Raw genomic sequence first — 13,423 nt, 5'->3', positions numbered from 1 at the left:
GTTCGCGACTGCGGGCCCGCAAGCGCTGTCGTTCCTCCCCCAGAGCCTACGTCGAACGGACCCCCGACCCTCCCCGGAGGTCCGCCGACTGAGACCCGATCGACCCGATATTTGCCCAAGTTTGCGGGGTTTCGCCCTGGCCGCCGTAATTCAGATCACCGTCCCCGGCCGGCCGCGACCCCGGCCGGGGACGGCCAGGGTCGTCGATCGGTCATTCGGTGGGCGGAGCCGTGGGCTCTGCCGGCGGCCCGCCGAGGCGGCGGCGCAGCGAGGTGGTCGCCAGCGTGAGGGCCAGCACCACCAGCAGCGCGGAGACCGCGATCAGGATGACCGCGGTCCGCTGCACCGAGGACATGCCGCCGTCGTCGTCGGTGGTCGCGCCCGCCGGGAGTACGCCCTGCGAGCCGGTCGGCGCGGGCGGCGAGACGACAGGCGTGGCCATCGCGGCGGCCGCGGTGATGCGGAAGCTCATCTGCACCCGCCGGGTCGCGCCGTTGCGCGGGTCGAGTTGACCGATCACCGCTCCGGACAGCGGCGCCTCCCGCTGGGCCTGCGGAGTCGCCTCCACCGGCAGCCGCAGCTCGCGGGTCTCGCCGGCCGACAGCAGGCCCGCGTCGCACCGGGTGCGGGACGCCTCGACCGGCAGGCAACCCGCCGGTGGGGTCGGCACGTTCACCCCGGCCGGCAGGATCACCTCCACCAGGCCGGCGGCGTCCACCGTGCCGGTGTTGACCAGCCGCACCGCGAGGGTGCTCGCCGCGCCGCTGATGTCGAACGCGACCTCGTCGGCGGCCAGCGAGATGCCGGGCACCGGCGGGCCGGGTGGGAACAGCACCGCGAAGCCCTGGTCGTCGGCCACCTCGCCGGACACCCCCGGCGCGTCCGCGACGACCCGCACGGAGCCACTGAGCGGCATCCGCTCCCAGGCGTCGCCGGCGACCCGCAGCCGGATCAGGCTGCTGAACCGGACGCCCGCCTCGGCCGTCCAGGCACCGCACTGGTACGCGTCGCCGCCCGCTGCGGCGCACCCCTTCGTCCCGGCGTCGCTCAGCCCGGCCGGCAGGGTGTACGAGAGCCGGACGCGCTGCGCTGCGGTGCCGGTGTTCGCCACGGTGACCCGCAGCGTGGTGGTGGTGCTGGCCGCGTTCCAGTACGCCTCGGGCAGGGTGACGTCCTCGGTGGTCACCTGCACGCCGAGCGGGCTCGGCACCGGCGCCGGCGTGCCACCCGGCGCGGGCGGCTGAACCGGGGGAGGCGGCGGCCCGGGCGTCGGTGGTCGCGTGCTGCCCCCCGGTGCGGGAGCGGTGGTGGTGGGCGGCGGCACGTTCGGCGGGGTGGTCGGCGGAGGCGCCGGGGGCGTCGTCTCCGGCGGCGGCGCGGTGGTCTCCGGGGCCGGGTCGGTAGGTGCGGGATCACCGCCCGGATCCTCGGTGGGGGTGGGCTCCTGGGCCGGGGTGGTCTCCGGGTCCGGATCGGGATCGGGCGCCGACTCCGTCACGGCGGCGATCGGGTGGGTGTGCGGCACCGCCGCGCTGGCGAGGGCCGGAGCGCCCGCGAGCGCCGCGAGCAGCCCGAGCGCGAGCGACGCCGCCAGCAGGGGCGCGGGATGTCGCCCCGCAGCCCGGCGTTCGGGCGATACCTTCACGCGGGCCATCTGTCCTCCGGTGCCATGGGTGGAAGTCCAATGTTCGTAACAGTTGTCTCAGTGCACTAGTCCCACGCGGAAACAAATCCGTAACGTGTTTGGGACGGCCTGTCCGTCTGGGCGGTAGGCTCCCGATGTGACCGGTTACCTGGGCTCGTACGCGACGCTCGGGCTCTTGCTGCTCGCCAGTGTCCTGTTCTTTGTGACGGCGTTCTCGGCCAACCGGGTGTTACGTCCCGCCCGTCCGGCCGACCCGTTCGGCAAGCGGACCAGCTACGAGTGCGGGCTCGACCCGGTCGGCGCCGACTGGGCGCAGATGCAGATCCGCTACTACGTGTACGCGTACCTGTACGTGCTGTTCGCGGTCGAGGCGGTGTTCCTCTTCCCGTGGGCGGTGGTCTTCGACCGGCCGGGCTTCGGCCTGGTCACGGTGGTGGAGATGGCGGTGTTCGTGGCGGTGCTCGCCCTCGGCATCCTCTACGCCTGGCGTAGGAACATCCTGCGCTGGACCTGAGCGCCCCGTCCTCCGGCGATCGTGCCGCTCCGCCGACCGTTCACGGTGGTCGCCGCACCGACCGGACGACTCAGGCCAGACCCCGCCGGGTCGCCGCGGGCGGTCGGTCGCCGCGGATCGAGGCGACCATGTCCAGCACCCGACGGGTGGGCCCGACCTGGTGGGCCCGGAACACCCGAGCGCCCAACCAGGCGGAGACCGCCGTCGCGGCGAGCGTGCCCTCCAGCCGCTCGGCCACCGGCAGGTCCAGCGTCTCGCCGACGAAGTCCTTGTTGGAGAGCGCCACCAGCACCGGCCAGCCGGTCGCGGTCAGCTCGTCCAACCGGCGGGTGATCTCCAGGGAGTGCCGGGTGTTCTTGCCGAAGTCGTGCGCCGGGTCGATGAGGATGCCGTCGGGGCGTACCCCCGCCGCCACCGCGCGCTCGGCGAGCCCGGTAACCGTCTCGACCACGTCGGCGACCACGTCGTCGAAGGCGGCCCGGTGCGGCCGGGTCCGGGGGACCAGCCCGCCGGCGTGCGAGCAGACCAGGCCGGCGCCGGTGCTCGCCGCGACCCGGGCGAGCGCCGGGTCGGCGCCCGACCAGGTGTCGTTGAGCAGGTCCGCGCCGGCTGCCACGGCCTCCGTCGCCACCTCGGCACGCCAGGTGTCGATGGAGATCACCACCTCCGGGAACGCGGCCCGTACAGCGGCGATGGTGTCCACGGTGCGGCGGATCTCCTCCGCCACGTCCACCTCGGCGCCCGGTCCCGCCTTGACCCCGCCGATGTCGATGATCGCCGCGCCCTCGTCGACCGCCCGCTCGACGGCACGCAGCGCGCTGTCGGCGGCGAAGGTGGCGCCCCGGTCGAAGAACGAGTCCGGTGTGCGGTTGACGATGGCCATCACCACCAGCTCACCCGGGGCGAACGTCCGCCCACCAAGCCGAAGTGCCCCGGCCATCACGCCTCCCGACTGTCCGCACCGTCGCCGCCGCTCCGGCCGCCACCGACGCTAGCCGGTCGGCCGGCCGGCGCGCGGGGCGGGCGTGGGCGTCGATCGCGATCGGGGTGGTGGGGTCGCTCCCAGCCGCCTGTCGTGCCACGATCAGTGCATGGGTCAGCTTCTGCTCCTCCTGGTCGTGGCATTGACGGTCGCGGCGGTCGTTTTCGGCGTGACGGTGTTGGTCAGTGGCCGGGATCCCGGCCTCGCGCCGACCGAACCGGATTCGCAGGCCATCCCGCTGCCCGGCACCCGACCACTGCGGGAATCCGATGTGGGCGCGGTCCGGTTCGACACCGGTTTGCGCGGGTACCGGATGGCCCAGGTCGACCAGGCGATGCGCCGTGCCGCCTACGACATCGGCTACAAGTCCGAGCTGATCGGCGTGCTGGAGTCGGAGGTCATCGCGTTGCGTGAGGGCCGCATCGACGACGCGGACGCGCTGCGCCAGGCCCGCGAGCAGGCCGCGACGGTGGTGCCGGCCGCGGCCACCGCGGAGTCGGATGCGGACGGATCGCCGGCCGACGCCGTGCCCGCTCCCACCTCCTCGGCTGCCGATTCGGACGGCGTCGCACCGGGGGACAGCGAGCCGACCGACCGCACGCGTACCGACAGCGGGCCAACCGCCCACAAGCCGGCGGACGGCGAACCGACTGACCGCGAGCCGGCCGCTGACGAGCCGGCCGCTGACCAGCGGGCCGGTGGCGCCGGGCAGCACGGCGCGGTGGTCCGGTCGGAGTCGGCGTGACCGGTCCGGAGGGCGCCGACGATCTTCAGGAGGCGGCGCAACCCGGTGCCGGTGAGGTGACCGCCACCGTCATCGTCAACGCTCCGGCGGCCCGGGTCTTCGCCGCGTTGCTCGCCTGGGAACGACAGTCGGACTGGATCCCGTTCACGCAGGTCCGGGTCGTCGAGGGCGACGGGCGCGAGGGCAGCCGGATCGAGGCGGTGACCGCGCTCGGCCGGGCGACACTGCGCGACGAGATGCGGGTGGTCCGGGTCGACGAGCCGTACGAGATCGGCGTCGTGCACCACGGCCAGGTGCTACGCGGGCCGGGTGTCCTGCGGTGCACCGCACTCGGCGAGGCCCGCACCCAGGTCGTCTGGCACGAGTGGTTCCACCTGCCGGGCGGCCGGGCCGGCCGGCTGGCGTGGCCGGTGCTCTGGCCCGGCTCCAAGCTGGGCCTCACCCAGGCGCTGAAGAGGTTCGCCCGTCTGGTCGAGCAGGGCCGACTGCCCTGACCACGCCCGGCGCCGGCTGCCAGCCCGGCGCGCGGAGGAGATGCCCCAGGCGGTGCCGCCACGTCCCGGCGGCGCGCAGGTCCCGGGCGATCGAGACGTACTCGTGGAAGGCCACGCGCACCGGGTTGTAACTGCCCACGTTCTTGGTCAGGCCGTAGACGCAGCGCTCCCGCTCCGCCGCGAAGGAGCCGAACAGCCGGTCCCAGGCGATCAGGATGCCGCCGAAGTTGCGGTCCAGGTAGCCGCCCTGGGAGGCGTGGTGGACGCGATGGTGCGACGGGGTGTTGAAGACGAACTCGTACCAGCGTGGCATCTTCTCGATGCGCTCGGTGTGGATCCAGAACTGGTAGAGCAGGTTGACCGAACCGCAGAACGCGACGACCGCCGGGTGTACGCCGGCCAGGATCAGCGGGACGTAGAAGACCCAACTGGTCAGCCCGGTCCACGGCTGCCGCAGCGCGGTGGAGAGGTTGAACCGCTGCGACGAGTGGTGCACCACGTGCGAGGCCCAGAGGATCCGGATGACGTGGTGGCCCCGGTGTGACCAGTAGTAGCAGAAGTCCTGCGCCAGCAGGATCAGCGGCCAACTCCACCAGATGTCGGCGATCCGCAGCGGGGTGAGCGCGTAGAGCAGCGCGTACGCGGCGGCGATCGGCACCTTCCAGAGCAGGTCCGTGAAGACGCTGCCGAGCCCCATCGCCAGGCTCGTCGCGGTGTCCGCGCCGCCGTAGCCGACCTCGTCGTCGTCGCGGTGCAGCAGGTAGGAGACCCGTTCCAGCACGATGAGCAGCAGGAAGGCCGGGATCGACCAGGCGATGACGTCCGGAAATTCCTTCATCGCGCCGCCTCCACTCGCCGTCGTCGGCCGGGGACGCCCCGCTGGGTGACCCCGACCTACCGGTCGGTAACAAGCACGATAGGCAGTGGAGCGGCAGGTGGCAATGGGCTGTCGGTGCGATGGCCTAGCGTGTGCGACGTGAGTGACCTGGTGATCGGCGCCGACGGGCTGGCCCGCTGCGCCTGGGGGGCGAGCACCCCGGACTACGCCGTCTACCACGACACCGAGTGGGGGCGGCCGCTGCGCGGTGACGACGCGCTCTACGAGCGGATGACCCTGGAGGCGTTCCAGTCCGGCCTGTCCTGGCTGACCATCCTGCGCAAACGCCCGGCGTTCCGGTTGGCCTTCGACGAGTTCCACCTCGCGACGGTGGCCGGCTACGGCGAGGCCGACGTGACCCGGCTGCTCGCCGACGCCGGCATCGTCCGCAACCGGGCCAAGATCGAGGCGGCGATCGCCAACGCCCGTGCCGCCCTGGAACTGCCCGACGGGCTGTCCACGCTGCTCTGGTCGTTCGCTCCGGAGCGCCGGCCGGCCCGCCCCGCCTCGTTCGCCGAGCTGGCGCCGATCACCCCGGAGTCGACGGCGATGGCCAAGGCGCTCAAGAAGCGCGGCTTCCGGTTCGTCGGCCCCACCACCGCGTACGCCCTCATGCAGGCCACCGGGATGGTCGACGATCACATCGTCGGCTGTCACGTCACCCGCTGACCGGCGGCGTGATGGGATGGCAGGCATGACGACCGAGACCGCGTACCGGGCCGGTGCGGCCGGCAACACCGACGGGCCGGGCACCTGGGCCGTGCTGCTGCCCCCGGAGCGCTACGAGGCCGAGCGGCTCGTGCACCACGACTCGCTGGAGCTGACCGGGCTGACCGACGTCGGTCGTCCCGGCCCCGGTGACCGGGTGGCGGTGCTGGCCGACGCGCCGCCGCGACTGGTGGCCCTCGGCCGGGTCACCGCGCCGACGCAGCGGCACTCCGAGGACCCGGACGATCCGCAGTCCGACATCGAGCCGGGGACGCTCGTCGTGACGTACACCCGCAGGGCCTTCGACGAGCCGGTGCCGACCGACCTGCTCACCCTCGACGGGCCGGTCACCGCACTGGAGCCGGCCGCCTTCCGGGCGTTGGCCGACCGGCTCGGCCCGCCCCCGGCGCGGCGCACCTGGCTGGTCAGCCTCGACCTGCCGATCGAGGCCGGCACGCCGGCCGAGGCGGTGCGTCTGTTCTGGTCGTACGTGCAGGAGTTGGGGCCGCGCGAGCTGCCGGCGTTCGTGTCACCGGCCGGCGACGAACTCGCCATGCAGGCGTTCGTGCTGGGCGCGGAGGCCAACCAGGACCCGGAAGAGGACGACTAGAACAGCTTGTCGAGGCGTCCCCGCCAGTCGGCCAGCACCGGCCCCGGGTCGGTGTCCAGGACCCGTTCCAGCAGCGTGGCGTAGACGTCCCGGAAGTCCGTGGTGTATTTCAGGTCGCCATCGTCGAGGTCGGTGAGGCTGGGCGCGTCCCCGTGCCAGCCGCCGCGCACTCCCGCGCCGAGCAGCAGCATGTCGGAGGCGGTGCCGTGGTCGGTGCCGTCCGAGGCGTTGGCCTTCACCCGGCGGCCGAACTCGGAGTAGACCGCCACCACCACCTTGCGGCCCGCCTCGGTGCGACTCATCCGGTCGGCGAACGCGGTCAACGCCCGGTCCACCTGCCCCAGCAGGACGGCCTGCAACTGCTTCTCGTCGGCGTGCGTGTCGAAGCCGCCCAGCGACACCGAGAAGACCCGCGTGGACACGTTCGCCTCGACACACTGCGCGACCAGGTCCAGTTGGGCGTCCAGCGGGGTTCGTGCCCCGCCGGTGGCCGTGGCGGGCGCCTGCTCGCCGTCCGGGTCGTCCGCCTCCGTGGCGGCGGAGTCGCGTACCTGGTGGATCATCTCGTCCACCGACCGCAGGTCGGCGAAGCAGGCGGCGGCTCTCGCCCGTGCGGCTGACTCACCCGGCTCGGCCGCTTCGAACGCGGTGAGCGTCTCCGCCGGCAGGCCCTTGGTGGCCTTGCGGTCGGTCACCGGCACGGCAGCGCCCGCGCTGCGCGCCCCGGCCAGCAGCGGCGGCAACGCCGGCTCGAACGACACGGCCAGCCGGGGGTCGCCGCCCGTCCCGTCCAGCCAGCGGCCGAGCCAGCCGGTGTTGCCCGGCCGGTCGGGCTGCGCCGTGTGCCAGATGTCCATCGACCGGAAGTGGCTGCGGTCCGGCTTCGGGTAGCCGACCCCGCGCACGATCGCGAGCCCACCGCCCGACCAGCGCTGGTGCAGCCCGGCCAGCGCCGGGTTGAGGGCGAAGTCGTCGTCGAGCCGCCGCACCTCGCCGTCGGGGTACGCCAGCTCCGGGCGGGCCGCCCGGTAGGCCGGGTCGCCGTACGGGATGACGGTGTTCAGGCCGTCGTTGCCGCCGTAGAGGGTGACCAGCACCAGCGTGCGGGACTGCGGATCACGGTCTCCGGCGGTGTCCAGGAGGTCCCGCAGGCCGTACGCGCCGGCACCGGCGGCCAGCGCGCCCGCGCCGACCACCCCGCTGGTGAGCAGGAACCTGCGTCGGGTCAGGGTGTCCACTTCTCGACTCCTCCGCTCAGCTGACGGTGTATTCGGGGCTGACCAGCCCGGCGGCCAGCAGCTTGCGCGGCTCGCCGGCCAACGGTGTGAGGGCGGCCCGGGTGCGGGCGCCCCAGCCGTAGACGACCAGCAGTCGGGCCAGCGCGTCCGGCCGGCCGGCGACGGGCGCGGCGGTCAGCCGGGCCAGCACCGCCGGGGTGGCCGCCGCGGCCAGCATCCCGGCCATCCGGAGCCGGGCCTGCAACGACGAGGTGGTCAGCCACGCGGCGCCGGCCGGCCAGCCGCCCACGCTGGGCGGCCGCAGCGGCACCTGGTCCAGCGCGTTCAGACCGGAGAGCAGTTGCTTGCGCTGCTGCTCGGGCAGGGCGGAGGGCCGGACGCCGAGCTGTCGCAGCGCACCGACCATCCACTCCACCGGCTGCTTCACGAGGGTGCCCCGGGTCTGGGCGAAGGCCGGCGACGAGAACAGCGCGCGCAGGGTGGCGACGCTGTCCGCGCCGGCCAGGCCGTCCGGCGCCGGGACGTCGGTGCCGGCGTAGCGGAACCAGAGCCGCCCGGCAACGAACGTCGCCGCCGTCGGCTGGGCGGCCAGCAGCCCGGCGTACGCCTCGGCGTCGAAGCGGCCGGTCTGTCCCAGGATCGTCTTCTCCCCCGGGTCGTGCCGTTTGGCCTCCAGACGGGCGACGCCGGTGCGCCGGTCCACCACCCAGCCGGTCAACGCCCGCGCGCCGGCCTTCACGTCGGCCTCGGTGTAGCCGCCGATGCCGAGAGTGAACAGCTCCATCAGCTCGCGCGCCAGGTTCTCGTTCGGCGCCTTGCGGGTGTTCTTCTGCCCGTCCAGCCAGATGATCAGGGCCGGGTCGCGCACCATCGCAGCGACCAGCGGGGCCAGCGGCCCGCGCCCGTGGCGGCGCAGGGTCTCCAACTGGCCCAGCATCACGCGCGCCGACTTGACTTTCTGCGCGCTTGTCGCCCAGTGCCCGTGCCAGAAGAAGAGCAGCTTCTCGGTCAGCCCGTCCTCGGCGGCGACCATCCGGTCCAGCCACCAGAGGGTCACCTGCTGGAGCTGCTCGCGGCGCTGGGCGTTGGCCTTCTGACGCTCTTCGCGGGTGGATTCCTTCGTCAGCGCGGCGTACGGGTCCGGGGGCAGCGTCGGCGCTGGGGTGGCCGCCGCGCCCCGGTCGGCCCCTTTCGGGGCGAGCAGGTTGTCCAGGGTCGCCGCCGGCCCAACCCGCTCGGCCGCGTCCACCTCGTCGGCGGTCGGCCCGAAGGTGGCCCGCCGCAGCAGGTGCGCCACCGCTTCACGATCGCTCATGCGGCCCGACGCTAGGCGGCCCGCGTACGAGGACGGTAAGGGCGGGGTGCGAATCGCGTTCAGTGTCCCTCGAAGACCGGTTTCTGCTTGGCGACGAACGCGAGGGTGGCCGCCCGGTGGTCGGCGGTGGCGCCGCAGATCGCCTGAGCCTGGGCCTCGGCCGAGAGGGCGTCGGCGAGCGTGCCGGCGTCGGCGATCGAGAGCTGCCGCTTGATGGCCCCGTACGCGACCGTGGGGCCGGCGGCGAGCCGGGCGGCCAGGTCCTGCGCGACAGGCAGCACCTGCTCGTCGTCGTCCGTCAGTCGGGTGATCAGCCCCAGCCGGCAGGCCTCCTCGGCGCGGACCGGCTCGGCCAGCATCAGCAGCTCCACGGCCTTGGCGTGACCGACCAGCCGGGGCAGCGTCCAGGAGGCGCCGGTGTCGGCGGCGAGGCCGACCTTGGCGAAGGCCATCAGGAAGCTGGTGCTCGGGCCGCCGATCCGGATGTCGGCGAGGAAGGCCAGCGACGCGCCGGCGCCGGCGGCCATTCCGCGGACCGCTGCGACCACCGGCTTGGGCAGGTTGGCCAGCCGGGCGGCGATCGGGTTGTAGTGCGCCCGCACGGTGTCCAGCGGCGGGCCGGAGGAGTTGCCCAGGGTCGCCACGTGCTCGCGCAGGTCCTGCCCGGCGCTGAACGCTCCACCGGCCCCGGCCAGCACGACCGCCCGGCAGGACCGGTCGGTCTCCAGCTCGGCCAGCGTGTCCCGCAGGGCCTCCTTGAGCGCCAGGTCGAGCGCGTTCATCGCCTGCGGCCGGTTGAGGGTGAGGGTGACGACGGCGTCGGTCCGGTCGACGAGCAACGGCTCGGTCACGTGTCTAACGACCCTTCTGTCGAACGATGCGGTTGCCGGCGTCGAGGCACTGCTCGACGTACCGGTCGGCGGCCGGACGCAGGCGGGCCGCGTGCCGGTCGAAGAAGCTGGCGGCGGCGGTGCCGGGCCAGCGCTCGGGCAGCAGCGCGGGGGGCAGTTGCGGGTCCCGGAACAGGAAGGTACGCCACGCGTGCACCAGCCGGAATCGGGCCGCGTACGCCTCCTCGTCGCTGCTGCGCACGGTGACCGCGCCGAGGAGGGGGCGCTGGTCGGCGACGAACCGCTCGTACGCGCGGCCGATCTCGGCCAGGTCCCAGGCACGGCGGACGACGCCCATCGCACCGGGGGTGCCGGAGAAGTGCGAGGCCGTGAACCGCTCGAACCGGATGCCGGCCTCGGCGAGCAACAGGTCGACGTCCTCGGCGGGCCGGGTGGCCACCCAGGTCTGCTCGTCGAGCGTGCCGTAGCCGAGGAAGCTGAGGGTGGCGGCGAGTCGCTGCCGGTCCCGCCGGGAACCCGGGGCGTCGAGCACGAGCAGATCGAAGCGGCCGTCCCAGGTGACCCGGCCGGTTCGGTAGATCCGGGCCGCCGCCTCGTCGAGTCGTCGGGCGGCTTTTGGTGTGATCGAATATCCCGGTCCGGAGGCCAACCGGAGCGGGTCGAGCCAGCCTTGACGCACCATCCGGGACACGGCGGTGCGAACGGCGGGCGGCGCGATTCCCAACGGCGCCAATAGCTTGACCAGGGCGGCGACCGGTGCCCGGCCACCCCTCGGCCGGAGGTGGTCGCCGTACAGGTCGAAGAGTGCCGACCGTGCCTGCATGACCGCACATTGTGACAGGCCTTCTCAAGATAAGCTAGATGCTGTTACATCAATGCTGCTCCGGTTTGGGTCCGGCGGTGTTCATCAGGGAAAATCGTCTGTCGACACCCCCGCGAGAGTTGCGGGAGGTCGTGACGAAGTGGCTGTGGGGCAACCCACCGACCCTGGTGTAGGTCTGAGGGGAGACAACATGGCGGCGATGAAGCCGCGGACGGGCGACGGTCCGCTGGAAGTCACCAAGGAGGGTCGGGGCATCGTCATGCGGGTCCCGCTGGAGGGCGGTGGCCGGCTCGTCGTCGAGATGACTCCCGACGAGGCCAACGCGCTCGGTGACGCGTTGAAGGCAGCCGCCGGCTGAGTGAGGAGCGACCCGGACGGCGTACGCCGCTCGGAGCGTTTCTTGGACCCTGAGCCACCGGGATCGCCGGTGGCTCAGGGTCTTCATCGGTGTGGGCGGGCGATGGCCCGGTCCCACTCTGCGACATTTCCTGGAGGTGCGGTTCCGCGTGCTCGCCATCCGTCCGCTTGCCGAGCCCGATCGGCTCGACGTCCTCGTCCTGCCCGTCCGCCCCACCGATCCGGCGGCGGGAGGTGACGCCCCGGCGGAGTTGGCGCCCACCGCCGTGACGCCGCCGGACGGCACCGCCGAGGAGGCTGCCGCGCTGGTGCCGGTGGCCCGAGTGAGCGGCCGGGCCGGTGAGATCGCCACCCACCTGCGCCCAGGGCGCAGCCCCGGTCGGCTGGTGCTGCTCGGTATCGGCGACGGCGGAGAGTCGTCCTGGCGGGCTGCCGGCGCTGCTCTGGCCCGCTCCGCGTCCGATGAGACGCAGATCACTATCGCGCTGCCGGCCGAGGTGACCTCCGAGGCGGTCCGTGGGTTGACCGAGGGGCTGCTGCTCGCCTCGTACCGGTTCCGGCTGACCGAGGCCGGCGACCCGCCCGCGCTCACCGGCGTCGACCTGCTTCTCGACGACCCGGAGGCGTACGAGAGCACCGTGGCCACCGCGCGGACCACCGCCGCGATGACCCGCCTCGCCCGCGACCTGACCAACACCCCCTCCTCGGTGAAGACCCCGCAGTGGTTCGCCGACCAGGTGGCCTCCGCCGCCGCCGACCTGCCGGACGTGCGCCTGACGGTGCGTGGCCCGGCCGAGCTGGCCGCGGAGGGCTTCGGTGGGATCCTCGCCGTCGGCGGTGGCTCGGCCAGCGGCCCACGGTTGGTCGAGGTGGACTGGCACCCCGCGAACGCGCGCACCCATGTGGTGCTGATCGGCAAGGGCATCACCTTCGACACCGGCGGCATCTCGATCAAACCGGTGCCGGCGATGAAGCTGATGCGCAAGGACATGGCCGGCGCGGCGGCCGTCGTCGCCGCCACCCTCGGCGCGGCGGCGCTGCGCCTGCCGGTCCGCGTCACCACCCTGGCCCCGCTCGCCGAGAACATGGTCAGCGGCTCGGCGTTCCGCCCGGGCGACGTGATCCGGCACTACGACGGGACGACAAGCGAGACGACCAACTCCGACGCGGAGGGCCGGCTGGTCCTCGCCGACGCGCTGGCGTACGCGGTGCGGCAGCTCAAGCCCGACCTGCTGATCGACCTGGCCACCCTCACCGGCGCCAACGCCGTGGCGCTGGGCAAGCGCACCGCGGCCCTCTACAGCGAGAACGACGATCTCGCCGCCGACCTGCTGACGGCGATCGAGGCGGCCGGCGAGGCGGCCTGGCGGATGCCGCTGCACACCGACTACGTCGAGTACCTGGGCAGCGAGATCGCCGATCTCTACAGCGCGCCCGCCCAGGGCGCCGGATCGGTGACTGCCGCGCTCTACCTGCGCGAGTTCACCGGCGACCTGCGGGACCGCTGGCTGCACCTGGACATGTCCGCCCCGTCCTGGGCGGACGGCGACCAGGCCGAGCTCACCCGCGGTGCGACGGGCTGGGGCGTCCGCTCGCTGCTGCGCTGGCTGGCCGCCGTCGACTGACCGTCAGCACTTCACGGCGGCGAGCACCCCGTGCCCGACCGGGAGCAGCGCGGGAATCCAGTGCTCCGACTCCCGGACCGCCTTGATCGTTTCGCGGACCGTCACCGTCTCCGCGTCCCGGGCGGCCGGGTCACCGATCCGACCGTGCGCGAGCATGCCGTTGAGCGCGAGCACGCCGCCCGGGCGCAGCAGTCGCAGCGCCGCTTCCACGCAGGCGTGGAAGCCGGTCGCCTCGGCGTCGACGAAGACCAGGTCGTACGCCCCGTCGGCGAGCCGCGGCAGCACGTCCAGCGCGCGACCGGTGATGATCCGGGTGCGGCCGGCGGCGAAGCCCGCCTCGGTGAAGATCCGCCGGGCGATCCGCTGGTGCTCCACCTCCACGTCGATGGTGGTGAGCACGCCGTCGGCGCGCATGCCTCGCAGCAGCCAGACGCCGCTCACGCCCGTGCCGGTGCCGATCTCCACCACCGCGCGGGCGTTGCCGGCCGCGGCCAGCAGCCGCAGCGCCGCCCCCGCTCCGGGGGTGACCGCGTCGAGGCCCACCTCGTGGGCCAGGCTGCGGGCGGTCCGTAGGACGAGATCCTCGGTCACGTACGACTCGGCGAACTGCTGAGCCTGGGTCGTCGAACTGCCGGAACC

General features: G+C 73.4%; 15 protein-coding genes. 7 read left to right on the top strand and 8 right to left on the bottom strand.

Features of this window, described 5'->3' with window-relative positions:
- Nucleotides 1-211 precede the first annotated feature (211 nt).
- Entirely contained in the window at nt 212-1,654 is a 1,443-nt protein-coding gene (locus tag AB0B39_RS03680) for a hypothetical protein (RefSeq protein ID WP_357573400.1), read from the bottom strand.
- 127 nt (nt 1,655-1,781) lie between these two features.
- Between AB0B39_RS03680 and ndhC the strand changes: the two genes are divergently transcribed.
- The gene (ndhC, locus tag AB0B39_RS03675) at nt 1,782-2,159 is read left to right on the top strand and encodes an NADH-quinone oxidoreductase subunit A (RefSeq protein ID WP_234584320.1); all 378 of its coding nucleotides are present in this window, start codon (nt 1,782-1,784) and stop codon (nt 2,157-2,159) included.
- Nucleotides 2,160-2,229: 70 nt separating this feature from the next.
- On the opposite strand, the gene folP is transcribed toward ndhC, so the two are convergent.
- Nucleotides 2,230-3,099 (bottom strand): dihydropteroate synthase, encoded by an 870-nt coding sequence (folP, locus tag AB0B39_RS03670; protein WP_357573399.1) that lies wholly within the window; start codon nt 3,097-3,099, stop codon nt 2,230-2,232.
- Nucleotides 3,100-3,250: 151 nt separating this feature from the next.
- Here folP and AB0B39_RS03665 point away from each other — a divergent pair, with 151 nt between their 5' ends.
- Both AB0B39_RS03665 and AB0B39_RS03660 read left to right on the top strand, forming a co-directional pair.
- The gene (locus AB0B39_RS03665) at nt 3,251-3,886 is read left to right on the top strand and encodes a DivIVA domain-containing protein (RefSeq protein ID WP_357573398.1); all 636 of its coding nucleotides are present in this window, start codon (nt 3,251-3,253) and stop codon (nt 3,884-3,886) included.
- Complete coding sequence (locus AB0B39_RS03660; protein WP_357573397.1) at nt 3,883-4,380, top strand: SRPBCC family protein; 498 nt, start codon at nt 3,883-3,885, stop codon at nt 4,378-4,380. The genes AB0B39_RS03665 and AB0B39_RS03660 overlap by 4 nt, the downstream gene beginning before the upstream one ends.
- Here the strand turns inward: AB0B39_RS03660 and AB0B39_RS03655 are convergent.
- The gene (locus AB0B39_RS03655) at nt 4,325-5,218 is read right to left on the bottom strand and encodes a sterol desaturase family protein (RefSeq protein WP_357573396.1); all 894 of its coding nucleotides are present in this window, start codon (nt 5,216-5,218) and stop codon (nt 4,325-4,327) included. The two genes, AB0B39_RS03660 and AB0B39_RS03655, sit on opposite strands and share 56 nt — an antisense overlap.
- A gap of 138 nt (nt 5,219-5,356) precedes the next feature.
- Between AB0B39_RS03655 and AB0B39_RS03650 the strand changes: the two genes are divergently transcribed.
- The gene (locus AB0B39_RS03650) at nt 5,357-5,926 is read left to right on the top strand and encodes a DNA-3-methyladenine glycosylase I (protein ID WP_357490725.1); all 570 of its coding nucleotides are present in this window, start codon (nt 5,357-5,359) and stop codon (nt 5,924-5,926) included.
- A gap of 25 nt (nt 5,927-5,951) precedes the next feature.
- The gene (locus tag AB0B39_RS03645; RefSeq protein WP_357573395.1) at nt 5,952-6,575 is read left to right on the top strand and encodes a hypothetical protein; all 624 of its coding nucleotides are present in this window, start codon (nt 5,952-5,954) and stop codon (nt 6,573-6,575) included.
- Here AB0B39_RS03645 and AB0B39_RS03640 read toward each other — a convergent pair.
- From AB0B39_RS03640 to AB0B39_RS03625, 4 genes are read right to left on the bottom strand one after another with little or no spacing between them, the layout of a single operon-like run.
- Nucleotides 6,572-7,813: a DUF1501 domain-containing protein gene (locus AB0B39_RS03640; protein ID WP_357573394.1), complete on the bottom strand. Its 1,242-nt coding sequence runs from the start codon at nt 7,811-7,813 to the stop codon at nt 6,572-6,574. The genes AB0B39_RS03645 and AB0B39_RS03640 overlap by 4 nt on opposite strands.
- 16 nt (nt 7,814-7,829) lie before the next feature.
- A complete protein-coding gene (locus tag AB0B39_RS03635; RefSeq protein WP_357573393.1) occupies nt 7,830-9,128 on the bottom strand; it encodes a DUF1800 domain-containing protein in 1,299 nt (432 codons plus the stop codon).
- Nucleotides 9,129-9,187: 59 nt separating this feature from the next.
- Entirely contained in the window at nt 9,188-9,979 is a 792-nt protein-coding gene (locus AB0B39_RS03630) for an enoyl-CoA hydratase-related protein (RefSeq protein ID WP_234584328.1), read from the bottom strand.
- A gap of 4 nt (nt 9,980-9,983) precedes the next feature.
- Nucleotides 9,984-10,802: a PaaX family transcriptional regulator C-terminal domain-containing protein gene (locus AB0B39_RS03625; RefSeq protein WP_007455243.1), complete on the bottom strand. Its 819-nt coding sequence runs from the start codon at nt 10,800-10,802 to the stop codon at nt 9,984-9,986.
- Between the two features lie 190 nt (nt 10,803-10,992).
- On the opposite strand from AB0B39_RS03625, the gene AB0B39_RS03620 reads away from it, so the two are divergent.
- A complete protein-coding gene (locus AB0B39_RS03620; protein WP_007455245.1) occupies nt 10,993-11,160 on the top strand; it encodes a DUF3117 domain-containing protein in 168 nt (55 codons plus the stop codon).
- Between the two features lie 148 nt (nt 11,161-11,308).
- Nucleotides 11,309-12,784, top strand: a complete 1,476-nt coding sequence (locus tag AB0B39_RS03615; protein ID WP_357573392.1) for a leucyl aminopeptidase family protein — start codon at nt 11,309-11,311, stop codon at nt 12,782-12,784.
- Nucleotides 12,785-12,787: 3 nt separating this feature from the next.
- Here AB0B39_RS03615 and AB0B39_RS03610 read toward each other — a convergent pair whose 3' ends face one another.
- The gene (locus AB0B39_RS03610) at nt 12,788-13,375 is read right to left on the bottom strand and encodes an O-methyltransferase (RefSeq protein WP_234584332.1); all 588 of its coding nucleotides are present in this window, start codon (nt 13,373-13,375) and stop codon (nt 12,788-12,790) included.
- Nucleotides 13,376-13,423 lie beyond the last annotated feature (48 nt).

The sequence above is a fragment of the Micromonospora sp. NPDC049114 genome, assembly GCF_040648635.1.
Lineage (GTDB): Bacteria > Actinomycetota > Actinomycetes > Mycobacteriales > Micromonosporaceae > Micromonospora.
Note: the sequence above shows the minus strand (reverse complement) of the source record. Positions and strands in the feature narration are given on the sequence as shown.